The sequence below is a fragment of the Breznakibacter xylanolyticus genome, from assembly GCF_003254275.1.
Taxonomy (GTDB): domain Bacteria; phylum Bacteroidota; class Bacteroidia; order Bacteroidales; family Marinilabiliaceae; genus Breznakibacter; species Breznakibacter xylanolyticus.
On the sequence record NZ_QKZK01000044.1, the window covers coordinates 1 to 22,430 of the forward strand.

The window sequence follows — 22,430 nt, forward strand, 5'->3', positions numbered from 1 at the left end:
GCATTCAACAGCGTACGATGGCATACCCTGCCGCTGTGATTACGGTAGCTCTCCACTAAACGGTAATAACCGCTATAGATTCCCGTTTCGGGGTTGGTGCGCATGGATACTTTGAAATACATGCCCCAAAGTAAACATGTAAACCGCTGATATACAATACCCCCTTGTGTACTACAAATGATTTTTCGAAAATTCAGACACTGATTATCAATGTATTACAAAAGCAAATAGAGCAAAAGAGCCTATTTTGAGGTGAAAAAAGGTGTTTTTTTAATGAATTTTGGATGGAAAGCTGCAAGATGGGTTAAAAGCCGGCGGGCTTTTGGGTATTCTTTTTATGGTCGTTCTATGTGATTATTGATTCAATTTTTGGTGATGTTGGTAAGTTGTAGATCTGCATGGGTTTGTTTGTTTTCGTTTGAATAAAAACTTGATTACGACATGGCATATTCTTCTTCATAAAGAATGGTTGGTGTCGGCTGGTCGCTTTCTTCCTGCTGCGGGAAATAGGGTTCGTCATCATGCAAGGCATCCATGTGGATGCATTCCAGTTCAAAAAATGATAGGGTTTCTTTAATCTTTTCTATTTCGCGCAACAGTTGAGCCGACTCTCGGCTGATTTCTTCGGCATCCATGGCTGTGCGTTGAACTCCGCTGTTGACAATAAAGAGGTTTTCGCTTACTTGTTCTATCTCGTGGTGTTGATTTTTGCTATCGTTGGCGATTTGATGAATGAGTGACGATGAGCAATCCAGATCTTTCTCTACTTTATGCAGGTTTTGCTTGATGGTATCTGAGAGTTCCATACCCATGGCGGAGATCTTGTTCATGTCGTCGCTCAGGTGTTGGGTTTGTTCGGCCAACTCTCGCACACCCGTGGCCACCACGGCAAATCCTCTGCCTGTTTCTCCGGCCTTGGCTGCTTCTATGCTGGCATTTAACGACAATATGTTGGTTTGGAATGCAATGTCTCTGATGGCGGCCGATTTGTCGATGAGTTGTTTGAGCGTGTCGATGGCTTCATTGATTTGATGGCTGTTTTCTTGCAACGAGGCTTTAAAAGCGCCTATCAGTCGGGTCGATTGCTTGGCGTTGTCGCTGTTGTTGTTGACCAGCCCTGCCAGGTTTTCCATCGTTGCTGACAGCTCTTGTGAGTGAACGGCCTGGTCGTTGGTGATTTCGGTCAGTTTTTCCGATTTGTCATCAAGCACGGTGCTAATGTGTCCAAGTTTGAGGGATAGGTTGTTGAGTTCGTGAATCACTTCTTTCTGTTTTTCACTGCTTTGTCGAATGGCGCGCTGAAGCATTCCAAACTCATCTTTACGTCCTGTTTCTTCAATGTCCATGAATTTTCCCTCGGCCAAGTTATTGGCATGTCCTATCAGTTCCTTCACTGGCTTGAGTAAGGATGCCGAGATGCGTTGTGTGATGATGCCTGTGATTGCAAGGATAACGACAATGGTTGCGATAAGTAGATTGATGGCCAGATGCATCATTTGTGTGGTATTCTCTGCCGATTTGGATGACTCCCATATTTGTTGTTCTATCAAGTCTTTGCATCGAATGTTGATGGCATCTATCACGTTGTTTTCTTTGATGGCATCGTTGTTGGTTTGGTTGTGAAAGGCTTCATGAGCCAGCTGTTTAAAATCATCTGTTTTTCGGGTTAAACTCATCAGTTGGTCGGTCAAATCCGGACTGTAAATGCGTAGGTTGTTCAATTCTTTGAATACCAAATCGAGATGACTCATCGATTGATAATAATCCACAGCTCGTTTGCCGGTGGTGTAGGTTCGGTAATATAGGATGGCATTGTGCCAGTTGCGCTCCAGTTCGGTGAGCATTTTTACCTCCGGCATTTTTTGTGCCGATAGTTGTTTCGATTCCTTTTGAATGGTTTGGATGAGTAGAAAAATGAATAAACCAAATGTGAAAAAGATTAAGAGGATGCCCCCAAATGCCAGTGTTAACTTTTGTTTCAATTTGATGTTTCTCCAGTTCATGTGCAATTTTGTGTATCGGTTTCTGCGGCAAACTTAATTTTCTGAATTCCTCAAGTGGTTAAGTTATTGTTAAGCGATGTTTAAATCATGGTGTCGATGCTTGTGGTGTGTCGAACATTGTGCCGCTTCTGTTGTTTTATGGTGAAGGTGTTGTTTGTTTTCTATAAATCTGATCGCCATGAGTGTATTGGTTGGAAATCAAAGCCGTGTTGTCGTGCAGGGCTTTACCGGTAGTGAAGGCTCTTTTCACGCTTCTCAAATGTTGGAGTATGGCACTTGTGTGGTGGGAGGGGTGACTCCGGGTAAAGGCGGACGGTCCCATTTGGGTTTACCTGTGTTCAATACGGTGCATCAGGCCGTGGTGACGCATGATGCCAACGTTTCTATCATTTTTGTTCCCCCACAGTTTGCCGCCGATGCCATTATGGAAGCGGCCGATGCCGGTGTGCAACTCATTGTTGCCATTACCGAAGGCATTCCGGTGGCCGATATGGTGAGGGTTAAACACTTTCTGTCTCAACACCAATCTCGCTTAATTGGCCCCAACTGTCCCGGTGTCATCTCACCCGGAAAATGCAAAGTGGGAATCATGCCCGGGTTTATTCATCAGCCCGGCAATATTGGCGTGGTGTCGCGCTCGGGGACCCTGACTTACGAAGCGGTCGATCAACTTACCAAACTGGGATTAGGCCAAAGTACTTGCATCGGCATTGGTGGTGATCCCATCATTGGAACCACCACGCTCGATGCCGTGAAATTGTTGATGGATGACCCCGAAACGGAGGGGATTGTTATGATTGGCGAAATCGGTGGCGATATGGAGTCCGAGGCTGCCATCTGGTTGAATGACCACATGTCAAAGCCGGTAATTGGTTTTATTGCCGGTCAAACAGCACCCATAGGCCGTAAAATGGGACATGCAGGTGCCATTGTCGGTGGTGCGAGCGATACGGCCGAGGCTAAAATGAATGTCTTGCGCCAATGTGGAATACATGTGGTGCAATCGCCTGCTCACATTGGTCTAACCATGCTCAATGCGCTTAAATCTTGGGGGTAACTTCTGACCTTTTCATTTCTTGTTGTTTTGTTTTTCCATAATTATTCTAAATTTGCGACGCTATAAAATGTGTCAATAATTTCAAAACATTTTTGTATGAAGCTTTTAGAAGGAAAAACAGCAATTATCACCGGGGCTGCTCGCGGGATTGGGAAAGCCATTGCCATGCGTTTTGCTGCCGAAGGATGTAATGTCGCATTTACTGATTTGCAATATAATGATGTCGCTCAGGCCACTGAAAAAGAGATTGCCGCCTTGGGCGTGAAGGCTAAAGGTTATGCTTCCAATGCCGCCAATTATGAAGATACCCAAAATGTGGTGGCCGAAATCGTGAAGGATTTTGGTCGCGTTGATATTTTGATTAACAATGCCGGCATTACCAAAGATGGCTTGTTGATGCGTATGACAGAAGATCAGTGGGATGCTGTGATCAATGTCAATCTTAAGTCGTGCTTCAACTTTACCAAAGCGGTACAGGCAACCATGCTTAAACAAAAATCAGGTTCTATCATTAATATGAGTTCGGTGGTGGGTGTGAGTGGCAACGCGGGTCAGTCTAACTACTCTGCCTCTAAAGCCGGTATGATTGGATTTACCAAGTCTATTGCCAAAGAATTAGGCTCTCGCGGCATTCGTAGCAATGCCATCGCACCCGGTTTTATCATCACCGAAATGACAGGGGTGTTGGCTGAAGATGTGAAAAAAGCATGGGAAGCTCAAATTCCCCTCAAACGTGGCGGTACGCCCGACGATGTGGCCAATGTATGCGTGTTCCTGGGTTCTGATTTGTCTGCTTATGTCTCAGGTCAGGTAATTCATGTGTGCGGCGGGATGAATATGTAATTTATTGTCTCTCGATATTTGATAAAAAGGGGTGCTTCGGTACCCCTTTTTTAGCATTCCATTAACAGTTTTTTCTGCCATTGCTCTGACCTTTTTCATACTTTTGATTCTTTAATTTTATCGAAAAACATTGCTGAATATGAGAGACTTCAACTTTTGTGCGCCGACAAAGATTCTTTTCGGAAAGAACAAGGTCGAGGAAATTGGTCCCGAGATTAAAGCTCATGGCACTCGTGTCCTTTTAGTTTACGGGGGGGGATCCGTTAAAAAAATGGGATTGTATGATCAGGTGGTGACCTTGTTGAAGGCGCAATCGATTTTCTTTGTCGAATTAAGCGGGGTGCAACCCAATCCTCGAATCACCAGTGTGCGTGATGGCGTGCGTTTGTGTCGCGAACACAATCTCGATTTTATTCTGGCCATTGGCGGTGGTAGTGTCATCGATTGTGCCAAAGCCATTGCTGCTGGCGTTCCCTACGACGGCGATGCCTGGGATTTCCCCATGGGACGTGCCAAAGTGGTCAACCCCCTGCCTTTAGGTACCGTGTTGACATTGGCGGCTACCGGTACCGAAATGAATGGCAATGCCGTTATCTCGAATGACGATGTGGCCGATAAACGCGGAATGGGAGCCGACTCCTTGCGTCCTAAATTCTCGGTATTGGATCCGTCGTTGACTTTTTCGGTCGATAAGTGGCAAACGGCTGCCGGGACTGCTGATATCATGGCGCACATCTTTGAGCAATATTTTACCCTCGATAAGGGGACTTTTATTCAGGATGCCATCGCTGAGGCCATCTTAAAAACTTGCATCGAGTATGGGCCTCGCGCCTTGAATCGCTCTGACGATTATGAGGCTCGTGCCAACCTGATGTGGGCATCAAGTTTGGCTCTCAATGGTTTGACGTCTACTGCGAAGCCCGAAGGTGATTGGGCTACTCACCAAATGGAGCACCAGTTGAGTGCGGTGAATGATATGACGCATGGTGCCGGTCTGGCCATTTTATTTCCCGTGTGGATGCGATATGTGCTCAACGAGCAAACTGCCCCCAAATTGGCTCAAATGGCTCGTAATGTTTGGGGTGTTGATGCAGACGATGATCGTGAGGCTGCTTTAAAGGGCATCGACGCTGTGCGACAGTTTTTTAATTCGTTGGGAATGCCGTCATCGTTGACCCAGGGGGGCATTCGTCGCGACGATATTCCCGGAATGGTTCAAAAGGCTTGTTTGTTTGGCCCCATTGGTGGCTTTTTTAAATTAGAAGCCAAAGATGTGGAAGCCATTTATCTAAATGCGTTGTAAAATTTTTATGGTTTTTGACGATTGATTTTGTTCAGTCGTTGTTATCTTTGTTTTATCCCTGTCTGTGTGATGTAGACAGGGATAATTATTTTGATGACATGCTGCTATGACGACAGTTCGATTGATGTGGTTTGTTCTTTTATTTCCCCTGCTGTGGTGGGGGTGTGTGACTTCTGTGCCTTATCAAATGCAAGTTATTCGCCCTGCGCAGGTAACCATTCCTCCGCTAATCAAATCGGTGATGGTGATCGATAATTCTTTCCCTCTTACCGATTCTGTGGGGGTCAATGTGTTTATGCAAGATACCTTTGCGACGCAGATTTTCTTTCGTGATGTGGTCGACTCCATTGCGATGGTGGTCAATAAAGGGCTGGCTCAGGAGTTAGCCGCACGGCGTTTCTTTGATACGGTTCATGTCATTCCCGTTTCTTTTAACGGCCCCCTTGGCTTCGACGGGAAACCCTTAATGCTTGACCGTGTTGCGCTGTTGTCCGATTCGATGAATGTCGATGGTGCCGTGGTGTTGAATTCTTATGACTATGAACCGGCCCTCAAATACACTCGTTCCGATATTTATGGTTTTTATGATTGCATCCAGTCCATTCGGTTTGTGGTGGAATGGTTGTTTGTGGATGCCCGTACCGGAATCTCGCTCGATCGTCATATTCAGGTTGATACGCTTTATTGGCGCGGATCTGTGAATGGTTTGTTGTACCCCGTTGATGGCATTCCCGATTTGGCTGCTGCCATTGTCGAAACCGGAAAATACATGGGGTATTACCATGCCGATCGTCTTGCCCCCTATTGGGAGCCTGTCGTCCGTCATTATTATCCTCGTGGCAGCGGGTATTATCCCGAAGCGCAATCATGGGTGATCCTTAACAAATGGGATGAGGCGGAAAAAATTTGGTTTCACCTCTATAAAGGAAGTCGTGGTGCCGAAAAAGCCCGTTTGGCAATGAATATTGCCTTGGCAAAGGAGATTCAGGGAAAGATGGAAGATGCTGCCCGATGGGCTTACCATGGTTGGGAATTGTTTCTTCTAAAAAAGTTTGCTCATGAGCATGACGCTGACAAGGCCAAAGCTTATTATTTGGATTTGGTGAAACGCCATGCCGATGTTAAAAAACTCTCACAACAATATGGCACGCCTCTCAATTAGTATCTGGATTTTATGTGTTCTAACGGGCTTTTCTGCCTTGGCGCAGAATAGAAATGGGGTGGATGATTTCTTGAATTCTGTGGGCGAAGGCGCCTCGGTGGGACTCGAAGTGATCGATTTAAGTAGTCAGACTACGGTGGTGAGTTATTGTCCTGAATTGCAATTGACCCCGGCTTCTTTGACCAAGTTGATAACGACGGCTTCGGCCATACGGTTGTTGGGCTCCGATTTTCGATTCCGAACTTCTGTGTATGCTTCCGGTGTCGTCGCTGGTGGAACGTGTACCGATGATTTGGTGGTAGTAGGAGGGGGGGATCCCTCTTTGGGGTCTTCATTATTTGCTTCATCTCGTTCTGATGTGGTTTTTAATAAGATTTCTTCCGCCATCCTCTCACGAGGAATCTCCTCTTTCAATGGCGATTTGGTCATCGACCTCTCTTATTGTCCGGTGATGCCTTATCCTGCCGGTCGATCGTGGGACGATTTGGGGAATTATTATGGCGCACTGCCTGCTGCTTTGTCTTATCGCGAAAATACCTTCTCTCTTTTGCTCGATGCTCCTGTGACGGTCGGTCACCGATGTTCTGTGGTGGGTACGGAACCTGAGTTACCTGATGTGGTGTTCGATTGTTGGGCGGTTGCCGGTAGCAAGCACGATAGTGCTTATATATATGGTGTTCCTGGCAGTACATTTATGCAGGTTCAGGGGGCTATTCCCCCGGGGAGCCGAAAGTTTAGGGTGAAAGGTGCCTTGCCTTCTCCGCCTGCCTTGTTTGCACGTGAGTTGCGCTCAGCGCTTCAAGCAAGGGGCATTGCCGTTAGCGGACGAATTCGTATTGTGAATCAATCCTATCCGGTTCAGGTCTCCAACTGCCTCTGTACCATTGATTCTCCTTCGCTCTCACAAATGATTGCGGTCATCAACGGACGCAGTCATAATTTACTGGCCGATCATTTATTATTGGCTTTGGCGCCTGCTGTGCGCGCAGGCTCATGGTGGGATGCAGCGACCAATCTGGTGTTGAAATATTGGGTGGAACAACAGGTTGACGGTGCCGCCCGGTGGAAATTATATGATGGTAGTGGGTTGTCTGTTTTTTCGCTCTTGTCGGTTCGTTCGCTCAACGAATTGTTATCTAATATGCATCATTCCGATGATGCCGATTTGTTTCAATCATCCCTGGCCGTTGGGGGTGTTTCTGGAACGTTAAGAAATTTATGGACCGATGATGCAGTGCGTGGTCGGGTGTATGCCAAAAGTGGTTCAATGACCGGGGTAATTGGCTATGCTGGTTATTTTAAAACTCACAAAGGTAGCATGTGTGCGTTCTCAGTGATTGTGAATCATTCAACTGCTTCGGCACCTATTGTCCGTAAGTCCATTGAAAAATTAGTTTCTCAATGGATTTTAAGTTTGTAACCCATGCCGTTTGGTTATCAGAAGATGATGTTGCTCAGACAAATCTGAAGTCTGACAATCTTCTTGTTTTTTATCTGAATATCATTCACTAAACGACATTGGTTTGTTATCTTACCAATCCTTTTTTTGGGGGGGATTGTTCTGTCGTGTATAATTGTTTGTAGTATGGAAAATAAAATGATTGTAAAGTTTCTTCAATGTCATATCGAGTGGGAAAATGAATCGTTAAACCTTCAGCGGTATTCCCAAATTATTCAGGATGAAATAGGACACTGCGATTTGTTGGTGTTGCCCGAAACATTTCATTGTGGTTTTACCGATACGCCTGCCCATGTGGCTCAAACAATGGATGGGTCTGTGTTGACTTGGATGCGTCAAACGGCCATGCGTCACCAAACGGCTCTTGCCGGGAGTGTGGTCATTGCTGAGAAGGGCTCTCATGTCAATCGATTGGTCTTTGTCTATCCCGATGGTTCCATTACCTGGTACGATAAGCGACATCTGTTCCGTATGGGTAACGAACACCACCGTTTCTCTCCCGGAAATCGCCGCATGGTTATTCAATACAGGGGATGGCGCATCTTACTGTTGGTTTGTTATGATTTGCGATTCCCGGTATGGGCTCGCAACCTTGAGGATTACGACATGATGCTGATTGTTGCCAATTGGCCGACCCCGCGGCGTGAGGTGTGGAATGTGCTGCTTAAGGCGCGTGCCATCGAAAATCAGTCTTATGTGGTAGCGGTCAATCGGGTTGGGAACGATTTGCTCAATCGATATTCCGGCGATTCGGTGATTTTAGACCCTCGTGGACAGGCTCTGGTTGCCGCTCCCGATGATCAGGAAGTTTTGATGGGCACCGAGTTGGACTTGAATGCTCTTCGTAAATTCAGAGCTAAATTCCCCGCTTTTCTTGACCGGGACGGTTTTAACGTTATTTAAGTGTTTGTGTTGAATATATTCTCTTTCATTAAGTCATTTTTTGTGTTATCTTTACTAAACATTAGCTGGTTGTTATTATGTAATCAATTGTTACTGCTCTGATTGTGTGTGATAATCATGTTAAACCAAACCAATAAGCTCTTGTTTGAATGTATTGTTTGATAATAATTAATGCCATATATCATGAAAAGTTTTAAAGTACAGGTACACAATAATAAGGCTGAGTTTTTTAAAGAGCTGATGAAAAACTTCGATTTTGTAGAGTTTGAGGAAGTGGATGCGTTTTATGAACCTCGCGTGTATCCCGGTGCACAGTTTGAGATTCGGAGTAACTCTGCCATTGCCACTTCGGCTCCACAGTTGCCCACTTCTCCTAAAGTGCCTCCTGTGCCCGATGAGGCCATTGAAAGTCTAAAAAAAGCGCTTTCTCATATCAATGAAATTCGTCAAAACAGACGTTAATTTCAGACCTTTTATAGATTAGCCTGACTTCGGTCAGGCTTTTTTTGTTTGGTATAATTCTTGTTGTTTGGTCGATTTGGCTTTTATGTGATGAAACAAGCCATGTCTTAGGTTTCTTCACTCAAATGTCTGGTAAATAATACTCATTGTCTTGTGTCTTGATACTTCAATCTTAATACTTGTAATCGTATGAAAACCTATCTTTCAATTTTTTTCACTCTTTTTGCTCTTGCTGTGTCGGGGAAAGCAATGACTTCTTTTAATGTCAATCTGATGCAGCCTGATTCTATTTTTCAACAAGTCGATCGGGTGCCTTATCTCAAGCATCATCGTAATTCGTTGACTCGACAAATTAATAAGTCCTTGCAATATCCTTCTCTGATGAAGTTGCAGGGTGTGGAGGGGGTGGTCCAGGTCGAATGCCTTATTACCCCCGATGGGAAGCTGGAAAATTGTCGCATCTTCAAGGGGGTAGCTGATACATTGGATGAAGAAGCTATTCGGGTTGTTTATGGCTTGGGGGCTTGGGCGCCTGCCATGCGCAATGGCAGGCCTGTCGCTTATCGGATGTTGATTCCTGTGGATTTTGTGTTGACCGATTCTGAGCGCAAATCGGCCAAGGCTCTTACGCCTATTGATTTTGAAAACAAACCACCGCTTTTTGTCTTAGATGGAAAAATTGTCGATGGCATCGTTCAGATTGATTCTTACAACGTTCGAACCATCCGTGTCTCTAAGGGCGATAAGGCTGTGGAGCGTTATGGTGTTAAGGCAAAGCATGGTGTCGTTGAGATAACGACTAAACCGGGTACACCTCCGGTGCGGTAATTTTGGCTTTTTTTATCGCACAGCCCTTAGTCCAATCGGATAGGGTTCTGATATTTATGATGATACAAAAAAGAGTTGAACTGTGTTTGACTCTTTTTTTGTTATAGTGGTTTTACAATTATTTACAAATCGTGCAATTTATACACTCTAAAAATAAAGCAAATTTGTAAACTCAAGGTGGCAAAAATTTGTTGGAGTCGTTTTTCTTCTCTTATTTTGTATGGTGACAACATGATTGTAAAAAGCAGTGCAATCGTTTGTATTTTTCTTTTTTCTTCCAAAAGAAATTCAGATATTTATCAAATGGTTTGGATTTGCTCTGCTGTGATGCTTCGTGTGTGTGGCTGTTGAATGACGATTTTAATTCGTGGTTGTATATTCAAATCATCAAACATATAGGTTATGGAATTCATTGAGCATTTAAAACAAAAGGCCGGTCTCAACAAGCAGCGTATTGTGCTCCCCGAAGGGCATGAGGAGCGGACCTTGAAAGCTGCAGATGTGATTCTGCAGGAAGGGTTTTGTGATATCATTTTAATTGGGGATGCTGACGACATTCGGCAAAAAGCATCGCAATTTGCACTGACCCATTTGCATAAAGCTCAAATTGTGGATCCCAATACTTATGAGAAAATTGATGCTTATGCCGATGTCATGGTGGAGATGCGCAAAAGTAAGGGAATGACCAAAGATCAGGCTCTCAAATTAATGCGTGATCCTCTTTATCTGTCGGTGATGATGATTAAGTGTGGTGATGCTGATGGTGAAGTGGCCGGTGCTGATAATGCAACCGGCGATGTCTTGCGTCCTGCTTTCCAGATTGTTAAAACCAAACCCGGTATCAGTGTGGTGTCGGGTGCTTTTATCATGATACTTAAGGATGAACAGTTTGGCCAAAATGGCATGATGGTGTTTGCCGACTGTGCTGTGCATCCCAATCCGACTGCGGCCGAATTGGCCGAAATTGCCGTGGCCAGTGGCCAAACTGCCCGTGCCATTGCCGGCATCGAGCCCCGAATTGCCATGCTGAGCTTCTCAACCAAAGGTAGTGCCAAACACGAAATGGTCGATAAAGTGGTCGAAGCCACTCGTTTGGCCAAGGAAATGGCGCCCGATATGCAAATTGATGGTGAGTTGCAAGCTGATGCTGCCATTATTCCGGCCATTGGCCAAAAAAAGGCTCCTGGAAGTTCTATTGCCGGTTTCGCTAATGTGTTGGTGTTCCCTACCTTGGAAACTGGTAATATTTCCTATAAATTGGTGCAGCGAATGGCAGGTGCCGAAGCCATTGGCCCTGTCTTACAAGGCATGGCTGCCCCTATCAACGATTTGTCTCGCGGATGTTCAGTGAGTGACATCGTCAATTTGGTGGCCATTACTGCCAATCAGGCTGCATTTAAGTGATATTCATGTGTTCGTAAACTATCAAACCCAATAATACCAAGCATCAATGGCAGAGCTTTTAGTTGAACCTATTGAAGCCTATGCATTTAGTAAAAAGCAGAGGGGCGAGACTTTGTTCTCGAAAATTGGAATCATCGGATGTGGAAAAGAGGGACAAACCATCGCCCAAATAGCCAGCATGCATGGCATGGAGGTGGTGTTTGTTGAACTTTCCGAAGAAAAAATTCAGTTAGCCATCGACCATATCTCCAAGGGGCTCGATTCGGTTATCGAAAGTTGGGGGCTCACTCAGGGCGAAAAGCGAGCCATCATGTCCCGCATCAAAGGCACCATGAGTTATCAGGATTTGGCCGATTGCGATTTTGTCATCGAAGCCATTCGTGATGCAGCTACCGGTGAGCGCAATATCAATGTTCGTAAGGAAATATTTCGACGAATTGAAGAGGTGGTGTCACGCGATGCTATCATTGCGACCAATGCCACTCATATTGTGATCAGTGAATTGGCGTCGGAACTCCAGCACCGCGAACGCAGTGTCAGCCTGCATTTCTTTGTGACCTCGGCTGAGGCTCGCATCATTGAGGTGGTTAAGGGGTTATATACTTCCGACGAAGCATACAATCGGGTGTGTACCTTTGTGAAACTCATTAATCGTGATGTTATTCATGTGGCCGAATCGGCCGGTTTGGTGAGCGTGCGGCTTTACGTGGTGTTGCTCAACGAAGCGTGTGCCACCCTGATGGAAGGTGTGGCGTCGATGACCGACATCGATAAAACCATGGAAGTTGGCCTGGGTATGCGTTTTGGCCCTTTCAAAACGGCTGATATCATTGGGCTCGAAAAAGTGATTAAGTGGATGGAAAACCTTTACGAAGAGTTTGGGGATCCTCGTTATAAAGCTTCGCCGCTCGTTCGTCGGTTGGTACGTGCTAAGCGTTTCGGTATTTGGGCCGGTACCGGTTTTTATCGATACGATGAGGAGGGTAAAATCATTCATGGTGATGATTTTGTGTCTACCTGGAAATAATGTGTTTGATGCGTTATTTCTCAATGTTACCAACAAGTGATGTGTATAGTGACATCCAACCCAAAAAATCAAACAAATGAAGATATTGGTTTTAAATTGCGGCAGTTCATCGATTAAGTATCAGCTTTACAGTGAGGCGAATGACGAGTGGGCTGTCTTGGGAAAAGGGGCGATCGAAAAAATCGGTCTTAAAGGCTCTTTTCTGAAGCATGAAAAAGAAAGTGGTGAAAAGGTGTTGCTCGAGGGTGAGATTTTAGATCACCAAACGGGTATCGATTATATCATGGGCGTGTTGACCAGCGAACGCCATGGCTGCCTCAAGGGGCTCGAAGAGCTCGATGCCGTTGGGCATCGTGTGGTGCATGGTGGTGAGGAATTCAATTCCAGTGTGTTCATCACCCCGGAGGTGATTCGTAAAATGGAGGAGTGCATCGAGCTGGCGCCGCTTCACAATCCGCCTAACCTTAAGGGGGTTTATGCGGTGCAGCAGTTGTTGCCCGGCATTCCTCAAGTGGGTGTGTTCGATACGGCTTTCCATCAAAGCATGCCTAAAAAGGCGTATATGTATGCCATCCCGGCTACCTTGTACAAGAAATACGGCATCCGTCGTTATGGATTTCATGGAACCAGTCACCGCTACGTGTCGGAACGTGCCTGTGAGATGGTGAACCTCGATTTTCAAAAGGCTCGCATCATCTCATGCCACTTGGGTAACGGCGCTTCCATAGCGGCCATTATGGATGGCCATTCGGTTGATACCTCTATGGGATTTACGCCTCTGGAGGGATTAATCATGGGGACTCGTGCCGGTGACCTCGATTTGGGGGCTGTCACCTTCATCATGGACAAGGAGATGATTGGTACCCGATCGGCCAGTGTCCTGTTTAATAAACACAGTGGTTTGTTGGGGGTCAGCGGCATCTCTTCTGATATGCGCGAAGTGCACGATGCCGCCGATAAAGGCAACGCCATGGCACAGTTGAGCATTGAGATGTATAATTATCGCATTAAGAAATACATTGGGAGCTACATTGCCGCAATGGGGGGAGTCGATTTGATCATCTTTACCGGCGGAATTGGCGAAAATGCCACTTACATTCGCGCGGGAGTATTGAATCAGATGGAATTCTTTGGCATTGAGATTGACGAAGATATCAATGCTGCTATTCATGGAAAAGAAAAAGTAATCAGCAAGCCCGAAAGCCGTGTGAAGGTGTTGGTGGTGCCCACCAACGAAGAGTTGGTGATTGCCAAAGACACCAAAGAGATTGTGGCGGAGATGTCCAATCGATAACTTGGTTGTCCTATTCATATATCTAATGGTCGAATCCTGGTGGGTTCGGCCATTTTTTGTTGAAGGGGGGTGCTGTGCTCATTTTTGGAACATTTTGATTTGTCGGGTGTTTTAATATTTGACAATCCTGTTGTTGGCGTAAGGGGGCTGCTTGGTTTCATCTTTTGAAAATCTGTTTCATGTTTACATCGTTATCTCAGTTGGAGGAAAGGGCTTTGAGTCGGAGCGATTTGCCAAGACGGTTGGTTTTGGCTGTTTCGCACGATCTGCATTCGTTGGATGCTGTTTGTCGTGCTTCGCTTAAGGGGCTCATTCAGCCTGTGTTTGTTGGATCCATGGCTCAAACGTTGGCCATATTGCACGAGCGTGGGTTGGTTGCCGTGGATGCCGAGTTTGTTGATGAACCTGATGTCGATAAAGCCGTGGCTCTTGCTGTGCAGATGGTGAAGCAGGAGCAGGCTCATATTCTTATGAAAGGCAAGGTGGCTACCCCTGTGTTGCTCAAAGGGGTGCTCAATCGCGAATGGGGTTTACGCAAAGGCGAATTGCTGTCGCATTTTGCATGGTTTGAGGTAGAAGCCTATCACAAGCTCATTGCAGTGACGGATGTGGCGCTTAACATTGCCCCGACTTTAAAGGAGAAAATCGCCATCATCAATAATTCGGTGCATTATCTGAATCATTTAGGCATCGCCCGACCTAAAGTTGCTGTTTTGGGTGCTGTGGAGATGGTCAACGAAAACATGCAGGCCACACTGGATGCCGCTTTGTTGTCGAAAATGAACCAGCGAGATCAGATTCGTAATTGCGTCATCGATGGTCCGCTGGCGTTCGATAATGCCGTGAGTTTCGAGAGTGCCCTGCATAAAAGCATCCGAAGCGATGTGGCCGGTGATACCGATTTGTTGCTCATGCCCGACATCGAAGTGGGCAATGTGCTCTATAAAAGTCTGGTGTTTTTTGCCAAGGCAAGGGTGGCGTCGGTGGTGTTGGGGGCTTCGGCGCCCATTGTACTCACCTCTCGCAGCGACTCTGAACAGGCCAAATACGACAGCATATTATTGGCAGTGATGGCCGGGTGAGAAAGGAAGTATATGAGTGTAAGAGTGTAAGAGTGTAAGAGTGTAAGAGTGTAAGAGTGTAAGAGTGAAAAAGTGCCAAAGAGAAGAAGCAATCATAGACTTGAAATATGAATCCATCATTTCGAATTCTGGTCATCAATCCGGGTTCCACATCGACCAAAATAGCCTTGTACGAAGGACGTGTGGTGCAGTTTTTAAAGAGTGTGCGTCATTCGCCCGACGACTTGGGACGCTTTGATCGCATTGCTGATCAATATGCTTTTCGCAAGGAGATGATTTTGCACGAATTGTCGATGGCTGAAGTGGTGCTGTCTTCGCTCGATGCCGTCATTGGTCGTGGCGGGTTGATTCGACCCGTGGAGTCTGGCGTTTTTGAGATGAACAGTGCCCTTGAAAACGATTTGTTGACCGGAGTGCAGGGCGAACATGCCAGTAATCTGGGTGGGTTGATTGCCTTGGATATTGCCCGTTCATCCCACGGCGTTCGTGCTTTTATTGCCGACCCGGTGGTGGTAGATGAACTCTCTGATGTGGCCAGGATCAGTGGTCTGCCCCAAATGCCGCGTCGATCCATCTTTCATGCCTTGAATCAGAAAGCCGTGGCGCGTCGTTATGCCCGCATGCTTCATCGTCCCTATGAAGCGCTCAACCTGATTGTGGCGCATTTGGGGGGCGGCATCTCCATTGGGGTGCACCAGCAGGGGCGTGTGGTGGATGTGAACAATGCGCTGGACGGCTTTGGTCCCTTTTCGCCCGAGCGTGCCGGGACATTGCCCTCGGGGGCGTTGGTGGATTTATGTTTTAGCGGGACGTTGTCGCGCGATGACGTCAAGCGCCTTATCAATGGCCGTGGCGGGTTGATGGCGCATTTGGGCACCAGCAGTGTGCCCGAAGTGATGGAGCGGGTGAAGCAGGGCGACTCGCATGCCCGTTTGGTGATTGATGCCATGCTTTATCAGGTGGCCAAGTCCATTGGCGCGTGTGCCACGGTGGTGTGTGGCAAGGTGGACGGCATTATCCTGACCGGGGGCATGGCGCAAAGCGATGCGCTGATGAATCAACTGCGCGACTGCATTGAGTTTTTGGCTCCCGTGGTGGTGTTTCCCGGTGAAGATGAAATGGCTGCTCTGGCTGAGAATGCCCTTGGCGTGTTGGAAGGAACCATCGCCTGTCGGGAGTACCACTAAAACAAAAACACCCGGCTTGACGTGAGGTCGGAGCAGGGTGTTTGTGTGGCGTTGTTGTGAAAGCCTTACGAAAGAGCTTTTAGGACTTCCAAGGCTTTGGTGTAGTCGGGTTCCTGGGTGATTTCGGGAACGTATTCCACGTATTGAATCACACCGGCTTTGTCGACAATGACAGTGCCGCGGGTCAATAGTTTGAGCTCATCAATGAGGAAGCCGTATTTTTGACCAAACTCGCGATCTTTGTAGTCGCTCACCGTCACGATGTTGTTGAGGCCTTCGGCCGCGCAAAAGCGCTTTTGGGCAAATGGCAAATCCAGCGAGATGCTCAATACCACGGTGTCTTTCAGTTCGGTGGCCAGTTTGTTGAACTGCTTGTTTTGAAGGGCGCATACCCCGGTGTCGATGGAGGGGTAGATGGCGATGGCCACGTTTTTGCCTTTGAAATCACTTAGTTTAACCGGTTTGAGGTCAGCCCCGGTGGCTGTGAAATCGGGTGCTGTCTGCCCTTTTTTTACTTCGTTGCCCACAATGGTCACCGCACCGCCGGCGAATGTCACGTTTACATTTACTTTATTCATGTTGTGAATGGTTTAGCCCACTTTATCCCCATAATGAGGATGAGGGGGTGTTGTGTGAATATTAATTGTATTTTACTCTTATACTCTCTTTGTCATTCTTGAACTCTTCCACTTCTCCACTTCTCCACTTCTCCACTCTTCCTCTCTTCCTTTGCTCATTCTACAACATCCATTCTTTGTGAATTGTTCTGGGATGTGATAAAAATGATGAAGTCCTGCTTTTTTCTTTGATTTAGATCTTTTGAAAATCAGTTGTTTGTTGTCGAGGTTCGGAGAAACTTGAATAAATGCTTGAATTTTTTGCGCTGAAGCGATACAACTTCAGAATCTTTTTCTATTTTTGCATCCGCTAAGGCAAACGAGCCACGGCAGATAAAGCATGCGAAAGTAGCTCAGTTGGTAGAGCACAACCTTGCCAAGGTTGGGGTCGCGGGTTCGAGTCCCGTTTTTCGCTCCATAGATTGCCGTTGTAGCTCAGAGGTAGAGCACTTCCTTGGTAAGGAAGAGGTCATGGGTTCAATTCCCATCAACGGCTCAAAAAAAGCGATTCACTGTGTGAGTCGCTTTTTTTTGTTTATGTTAGTTCCGATGTTCTCGTTTTTTTAAAAAACAGTTCTTTATATCCCATGCGCAACATTTTCACCAGCACTCCCTTTTTGGCCATCGTGGCCTGTTTGTTATGGTCCACTGCCTTTGCCGGCATTAAAATCGGGTTGCAGTACAACCTGCCGTTTCAGTTTGCCGGCGAGCGTTTCTTTTTGGCCGGGCTCATGATTTTGCCCTTTGCCCTGGCGCAGGGCAGTTATGTGACGACCTTTGTGCGTCACCATCGCTTGATTTTGCTCATCTCCCTGGCGCAGACCTTTGTGCAGTATGCCCTGTTTTATTGGGGCATCAGCTTGTTACCGGCAGGGCTTACGGCCATCACGGTGGGCACGCAGCCGCTCATGGTGGCGTTGCTGGCGCACTACACCCTGCGTCACGATCGCATCACCTGGCGCAAGATGGCCGCCATCGTGGTGGGCATCTCGGGCGTGGTGTTCATTGCCGTGGGCAAGGGGCTGGAGGGCGACGGGGGCTGGAAACCGGTGTTAGGACTGGTGCTGCTGGTGCTCTCCAACGTTTCGTCAGGCATCGTCAACATCATCATTAGCCAAAAGAACGACATTGGCTCGCCCATCACCATCAGCAGTATGCAACTGATGCTGGGCGGCCTGTTGCTGATGCTCTTTTCGTGGGTGGTGGAGCCGTTTCGGGGCTTCGACTTCCCGGCGGTGTATTACGTGTCGCTGGTGTGGCTCAGTGCCATCTCGGCCGTGGCGTTTTCCATCTGGTACCTGTTGTTGCAGCGCAAGGGGGTGAAGGTGTCGGATCTCAACGTGTGGAAGTTTCTCATTCCCGTTTCCGGGGCGCTGCTGAGCTGGCTGCTGGTGCCCGGCGAAGGGCCCGATGTGTTTGCCCTCACCGGCATGGCCGTCATTGGCGGCGCACTGCTGCTTTATTATAAAAAGGCGTGAGGGGGGGTAATTGTTTTTTGAACCCGTCAGGTTTGAGCAGGCTGACAGGTTTGTCCGGGTATTGAGATGCCGTCATCTTTTCTTAATTTAACGCCTTTTAAATCTCAACCTCCTTCAAGATGACTCAACCCGAGAACCATGTGCTGGTCGAATTGTACGACTATGCCCTGAGCCAGCGCTCCGACGCCCGCAAGGGACGGGTGGTGCGCTCGCGAACCCTCACCATCGACCAGTTGGTGGATGCCGTGGTGGCTCGCCGCTCCGACCTCAATGCTGCCACCCTCAAAATGGCCTACCAACTGCTGCACGATGTTGCCCTTGATGAATTGGCCAACGGTGCCTCGGTGCAATTCGGACTGGCCACTCACCGGCTGGGGGTGAAGGGGGTGTTTTGTGGCGATGGCGACGCGTGGGACGATGACCACCACCATCTTGTTTTAGAATCGACCCCCACGTCTTCCGTGCGCAAGGCCATCGACCGCACCCGGGTGAAGATGCGCGGCAGGGCATCGACCGCCACGGTCATCAACACCATCACCGATCTGGCCACGGGCAGCGTCAACCAACGGCTCACGCCCGGTGGCGGCCTGCGCATTGCCGGCACGCGCGTCAAAATTGTGGGCGATGATCCACAGGCCGGGATAACGCTGGTGCATGTCGACTCGGGGCACCAGCTGATGATTGGGGCGTCTCAACTGATGAAGAACCATCCCCGCGAGTTGCTGCTCGTGTTGCCACGGGCGATGACCCCGGGCAGCTACCGCATGACGCTCGTGTCGGCTTTTTCGGGCACCCAAAAGCCTCTGATTCAACCGGTCAGTTATTCATTTCCCTCTCTGTTGACCGTGTAGCCTCGGGGCGTGCGATGCGAACCGAGGCTACGCGATGCACTGAGTCGCCCGATTCGTTGACACTGAGTCGCCCGATCGGCTGACGCTGAGTCGCTCGACTCACTCTGTGCGGCAGCCCCGGGTAAGCCGATTGGCTCCCCCGCTGCCACCAATATGGTGATTGAGGTCATTGTACATCGTGCCACTCAGTATCAGTTCTTCGTTCATTACGCTGAGGAAGATGAGGTTTCGCTGAGTTCCGCTGAGTTTTCTTTCCTCACTTGCTCTCATCTTCTCTCACTGCACTTCAGTGTCAGTTCTTCGTTCATTACGCTCGGCTCCCGTTTGGGGGGTGTCAATGCTCAGCTCGTCAGTGATCCACCGCAAAGCGCCGGCTTCCCCCTGTGTGCTGAGGCCGTTGACTTCGAATCGGAACTGCCGGGCCACATCGGAGTTATAAAAGATGAGGTCCGCTTGGCCCAAACTGTCGGTTTGCACGCGGGGCCACCAGGCCAGGGTGTTGCGCTCATCTTTTAAGATGTGGGAGTTGTCGGTGCCGTTGTACACCGGGTGGTAAAACGTTTGTGTGCCCGAAAAACCCTGTAGGGTGATGTGGCGAATGCCTTTGTAACGCGCCCGGGTGCTGATGCCGCCGCCATCTTTGGTGTAGATGGCCACCACGGCAATGGGGGAGGTGTGGTTTTTGGGAAACAAATTCATGTTCGCCTCAAAGTTGACCTTGGCATCCGACGAGGGATCGTTGGTTGGGGTTGGCGATGTGGTGGCTGTCATCGATGCCTGTGAGTATCCCTGGGATGACGAGGTGTTGGGGAGGGCCTCTCCCCCTATGTGGGCGATTGCCCGGTTTGCCGGATCGGTCAACACATGCAGTTGCATCCCTTTTTTATCGACGGGGGGGAAGATCAGATCTACCGATTCAACCACAGTGGCATCCATCGAAATGAGTTCTTCCAGCCCGTATTGGTTGAGCAGGTGGGTGAGTCGCCCCTGGTCGTCGGATGCCCCGGCCATTTGGCCATCTACATAAATAAAAATGCGGTGCTGAATTTTGTTCTTTACCCTGAAGCGGATGCTGGTGAGGTCGGCATCCATCAAGTCAATTTCCATACCGGGAAAGGCATCGTTCAGCAGGCTGATGAGGCCGCTGTTCCAGGGGCGCTCCCCATTCAGGTCGGTAATTTGCTTTTGCCCCACGCTCTCCTGAGCCGGGCCAAATTGCTGCGTCATGACGCCCCGCACATTCTTGAGGTTTTGCGCCGATACGGTGACTTCGTTGAGCGATACGTCGGTCGTGTCCACAAACATTTCGTGGCTCATGCGCTGCGTTAGTTCCATGGCCAGTTGCGAGGGCGTGATGGGGCTCAGAGGGGGCGTGTGTTGCCAAATGAGGGGGCGGTGCCGGGGGCTGTCGTCGGGTTGCGACCTGAAGTTGGTGTGGACTTCAAGGTTGTAGTCGGCAACGTTGTTCAGCTTGTTTTTGGTTTGCACCACGGCTCGCATGGTGTCGTTAAAATCGTTGAGCAAAAAGGTGAAGCGGCCCGTTTTGTCGCTCTTTTGGTTAAAGTAGCTCATCTTTTCGCTCACGAGCATGGTGATGTCGATGCCCTCGGGGGCAGGGCCATGGTTGCGCGTCAGTTTGCCGGTGACATACAAGCCCGGTTCTTCTAAAAAACGCGGCAGGCGCACGGTGTCGGTCATCACGTGGTGCCACTCATATCGCCGCCATCCGTTGGTGAGCATCAATAGCTCGGTTTGTAAAAACGATTTGTGGGTGTTGGCAAAAAATTGGTTGGGCTGTTGAATCAGTCCCGGCATATTGGAGGTGAGTTGCAGGGTGTTGACCATGTTGCAGTCGGTGTAGGCACCCTCGGGAATGCGTTGCGCATCGGTCACCGACACCGAAAAGGTGCCTTGTGCCGGTCGTCCGTCGGGGTAAAGGGCTTCGAGCCGGTAGCGGGCGCGGGCGCGCGGCTGCCCCGGAATGTCCGTCTCGTGGATGCTCATCCTGAGCGAGGGTTGATGGATGAATACCAACCGTTCGTTCACCGGGCGTTTTAGCCGGTCAAAGAGGGTGAGTTGTACCATGCCGCCTTCAAACAACGCTTTGTCGATGCGAAAGCTCTGTATGTCGTTGCTCATCACCAGGGGCTGCGCTGTCACGGGGCGACCGTTTTGCAGCGTCAGCAGGTATAGCGTGTCGGTCGATGCCGTGACGGTCGATTGCACCGATACGATGAGGTCGGGCGAGGTGCGCGAGTGTTCCACCCACAAGCCGGTGCCCGATGGGCGTGCCGGGGGAATGAGAAAGGTGCGGGGCGTGCCCTCCGGGCGGGGAAGGGTGAGCGTGTAGGTTTCCCCTTTTTCGGGGGTGAGGGTAAAGAATCCCCTTCCGGCCCAGATGGGGGTGACCGATGCCACCATTTGTCCGCCTTTGTTGGTGACAATGCCCGTAAACATTTGCGGAACGCCCGATGCGCTCACGGCTTCGTAGGCCACCTTGCACGGCACTCCTTCGATGATCTCACCTCCCTCGGGGAAAAAACGAACCATCAGGGTGGTGTCGGCAGCCGTCGGCGCTTTGGGCGACGTGTCCGGCAATGGGGTCGCGGCCTCTGTTGCCGGGGGGGCGACCTCGGGGGGCACAATCGCAATGGTGTTTCTGAAAAAGAAGTCGCTTCCGGCGTTGCGCATCCAGTTGGTGTAACCCCGTATGGTGTAGGTTCCGGCCGTCAGGTTCTCGGGAATCAACATCGAGCCTTGCCCGATGCCCTTTTCCATCCGGATCATCTGTCTGATGAGCGGGGTCTCATGGGCATCGGCCAGTTCCACATACGCCACCCGCTCACTGTGGTTGAGTCGATGGGTCGATGCATCCATCAACCAAATGCTGAACCAGCAGGTTTCGCCGCCGGTGTAGATGGGTCGGTCGGTGTGGATGAAACATTTCTCCTGTCGATGCCAGGTCTGATGGGTTTTGATGTTTTGCAGTAGACTGCTTTCGGTGCTCTTGCTTTGTGATGTCATTTGTGTAACCAGCATCAACAGCAAGGGGAGGGTGTAGATTCTTTTCATTTGTTTAATAAAGTATCAGGATGTGAGTATCAAGATTTGAGTATCAAGACGCAAGACCGAATGTTATTTCACCGGGTTACACTGGAGACTATTCATGGAACTGTGTCTGCAATATATAAATATTAATTTTGCAGACAATGAAAGACAAACCAGATTTCAGTTACGAAGACTTTGAACGGGAAGCGATCAAGGGACTTTATGAGAAAAAGAATTTCATGGGTGAGAACGGTGTTTTCACCCCTCTGATCAAGCATTTTTTAGAAAAGGCATTGGCCCTAGAGCTTGAACAACACCTTAAACATGAGGGCGGAAACAAGCGAAATGGGCTTACGACCAAAACAGTAAAAAGCTCTACCGGAGAGTTTGAATTAACAACCCCTCGAGACAGAAACAATACG

General features: G+C 48.7%; 19 protein-coding genes and 2 tRNA genes. 18 read left to right on the forward strand and 3 right to left on the reverse strand.

The annotated features are described in order from the left end of the window. Positions 1-434 precede the first annotated feature (434 nt). Positions 435-2,003 (reverse strand): methyl-accepting chemotaxis protein, encoded by a 1,569-nt coding sequence (locus LX69_RS15780; RefSeq protein ID WP_111447006.1) that lies wholly within the window; start codon positions 2,001-2,003, stop codon positions 435-437. A gap of 178 nt (positions 2,004-2,181) precedes the next feature. Here LX69_RS15780 and sucD point away from each other — a divergent pair, with 178 nt between their 5' ends. The 13 genes from sucD to buk all read left to right on the forward strand — a co-directional run bounded on the left by sucD (position 2,182) and on the right by buk (position 16,014). Further along, on the forward strand, positions 2,182-3,060 hold the full coding sequence (gene sucD / locus LX69_RS15785; protein WP_111447007.1) for a succinate--CoA ligase subunit alpha: 879 nt from the start codon (positions 2,182-2,184) through the stop codon (positions 3,058-3,060). 96 nt (positions 3,061-3,156) lie between these two features. After that, positions 3,157-3,903, forward strand: coding sequence for a 3-oxoacyl-[acyl-carrier-protein] reductase (fabG, locus tag LX69_RS15790; protein WP_111447008.1), 747 nt, complete (start codon positions 3,157-3,159; stop codon positions 3,901-3,903). A gap of 139 nt (positions 3,904-4,042) precedes the next feature. Continuing rightward, positions 4,043-5,206, forward strand: a complete 1,164-nt coding sequence (locus LX69_RS15795) for an iron-containing alcohol dehydrogenase (protein WP_111447009.1) — start codon at positions 4,043-4,045, stop codon at positions 5,204-5,206. A gap of 106 nt (positions 5,207-5,312) precedes the next feature. Continuing rightward, the gene (locus LX69_RS15800) at positions 5,313-6,368 is read left to right on the forward strand and encodes a DUF6340 family protein (protein WP_146260771.1); all 1,056 of its coding nucleotides are present in this window, start codon (positions 5,313-5,315) and stop codon (positions 6,366-6,368) included. 37 nt (positions 6,369-6,405) lie between these two features. Then, on the forward strand, positions 6,406-7,788 hold the full coding sequence (gene dacB / locus LX69_RS15805; RefSeq protein ID WP_221621393.1) for a D-alanyl-D-alanine carboxypeptidase/D-alanyl-D-alanine endopeptidase: 1,383 nt from the start codon (positions 6,406-6,408) through the stop codon (positions 7,786-7,788). Positions 7,789-7,953: 165 nt separating this feature from the next. Continuing rightward, positions 7,954-8,730, forward strand: a complete 777-nt coding sequence (locus LX69_RS15810; RefSeq protein ID WP_221621394.1) for an amidohydrolase — start codon at positions 7,954-7,956, stop codon at positions 8,728-8,730. 183 nt (positions 8,731-8,913) lie between these two features. Further along, positions 8,914-9,192: a hypothetical protein gene (locus tag LX69_RS15815; protein WP_111447013.1), complete on the forward strand. Its 279-nt coding sequence runs from the start codon at positions 8,914-8,916 to the stop codon at positions 9,190-9,192. A 189-nt stretch (positions 9,193-9,381) separates the two neighbouring features. Next, positions 9,382-10,020 (forward strand): energy transducer TonB, encoded by a 639-nt coding sequence (locus LX69_RS15820; RefSeq protein ID WP_111447014.1) that lies wholly within the window; start codon positions 9,382-9,384, stop codon positions 10,018-10,020. 402 nt (positions 10,021-10,422) lie between these two features. Next, complete coding sequence (gene pta / locus LX69_RS15825) at positions 10,423-11,424, forward strand: phosphate acetyltransferase (protein ID WP_111447015.1); 1,002 nt, start codon at positions 10,423-10,425, stop codon at positions 11,422-11,424. Positions 11,425-11,470: 46 nt separating this feature from the next. Continuing rightward, a complete protein-coding gene (locus LX69_RS15830; protein ID WP_111447016.1) occupies positions 11,471-12,451 on the forward strand; it encodes a 3-hydroxyacyl-CoA dehydrogenase family protein in 981 nt (326 codons plus the stop codon). 76 nt (positions 12,452-12,527) lie between these two features. Beyond that, entirely contained in the window at positions 12,528-13,745 is a 1,218-nt protein-coding gene (locus tag LX69_RS15835) for an acetate/propionate family kinase (RefSeq protein ID WP_111447017.1), read from the forward strand. Positions 13,746-13,924: 179 nt separating this feature from the next. Beyond that, entirely contained in the window at positions 13,925-14,827 is a 903-nt protein-coding gene (locus tag LX69_RS15840) for a bifunctional enoyl-CoA hydratase/phosphate acetyltransferase (protein ID WP_111447018.1), read from the forward strand. 107 nt (positions 14,828-14,934) lie between these two features. Further along, positions 14,935-16,014 carry a butyrate kinase gene (gene buk / locus LX69_RS15845; protein WP_111447019.1) on the forward strand — a complete coding sequence of 360 codons (1,080 nt, stop codon included), beginning with the start codon at positions 14,935-14,937 and terminating at the stop codon, positions 16,012-16,014. Between the two features lie 65 nt (positions 16,015-16,079). Here the strand turns inward: buk and tpx are convergent, their stop codons facing one another. After that, positions 16,080-16,592: a thiol peroxidase gene (tpx, locus tag LX69_RS15850; protein ID WP_111447020.1), complete on the reverse strand. Its 513-nt coding sequence runs from the start codon at positions 16,590-16,592 to the stop codon at positions 16,080-16,082. A 381-nt stretch (positions 16,593-16,973) separates the two neighbouring features. Here tpx and LX69_RS15855 point away from each other — a divergent pair. The 4 genes from LX69_RS15855 (at position 16,974) to LX69_RS15870 (ending at position 18,960) form a co-directional block, all read left to right on the forward strand. Next, a tRNA-Gly gene (locus tag LX69_RS15855) sits at positions 16,974-17,049 on the forward strand. A 6-nt stretch (positions 17,050-17,055) separates the two neighbouring features. Further along, positions 17,056-17,127 (forward strand) — tRNA-Thr (locus LX69_RS15860). A 91-nt stretch (positions 17,128-17,218) separates the two neighbouring features. Then, the gene (locus LX69_RS15865) at positions 17,219-18,109 is read left to right on the forward strand and encodes a DMT family transporter (protein WP_111447021.1); all 891 of its coding nucleotides are present in this window, start codon (positions 17,219-17,221) and stop codon (positions 18,107-18,109) included. A gap of 119 nt (positions 18,110-18,228) precedes the next feature. Further along, a complete protein-coding gene (locus tag LX69_RS15870) occupies positions 18,229-18,960 on the forward strand; it encodes a DNA-binding domain-containing protein (protein ID WP_111447022.1) in 732 nt (243 codons plus the stop codon). 276 nt (positions 18,961-19,236) lie between these two features. Here LX69_RS15870 and LX69_RS15875 read toward each other — a convergent pair whose 3' ends face one another. Continuing rightward, positions 19,237-22,032: an MG2 domain-containing protein gene (locus tag LX69_RS15875; protein WP_111447023.1), complete on the reverse strand. Its 2,796-nt coding sequence runs from the start codon at positions 22,030-22,032 to the stop codon at positions 19,237-19,239. 137 nt (positions 22,033-22,169) lie between these two features. Between LX69_RS15875 and LX69_RS15880 the strand changes: the two genes are divergently transcribed. Continuing rightward, the coding region (locus LX69_RS15880) for a transposase (protein ID WP_185741724.1) at positions 22,170-22,430 on the forward strand (261 nt) is incomplete at its 3' end.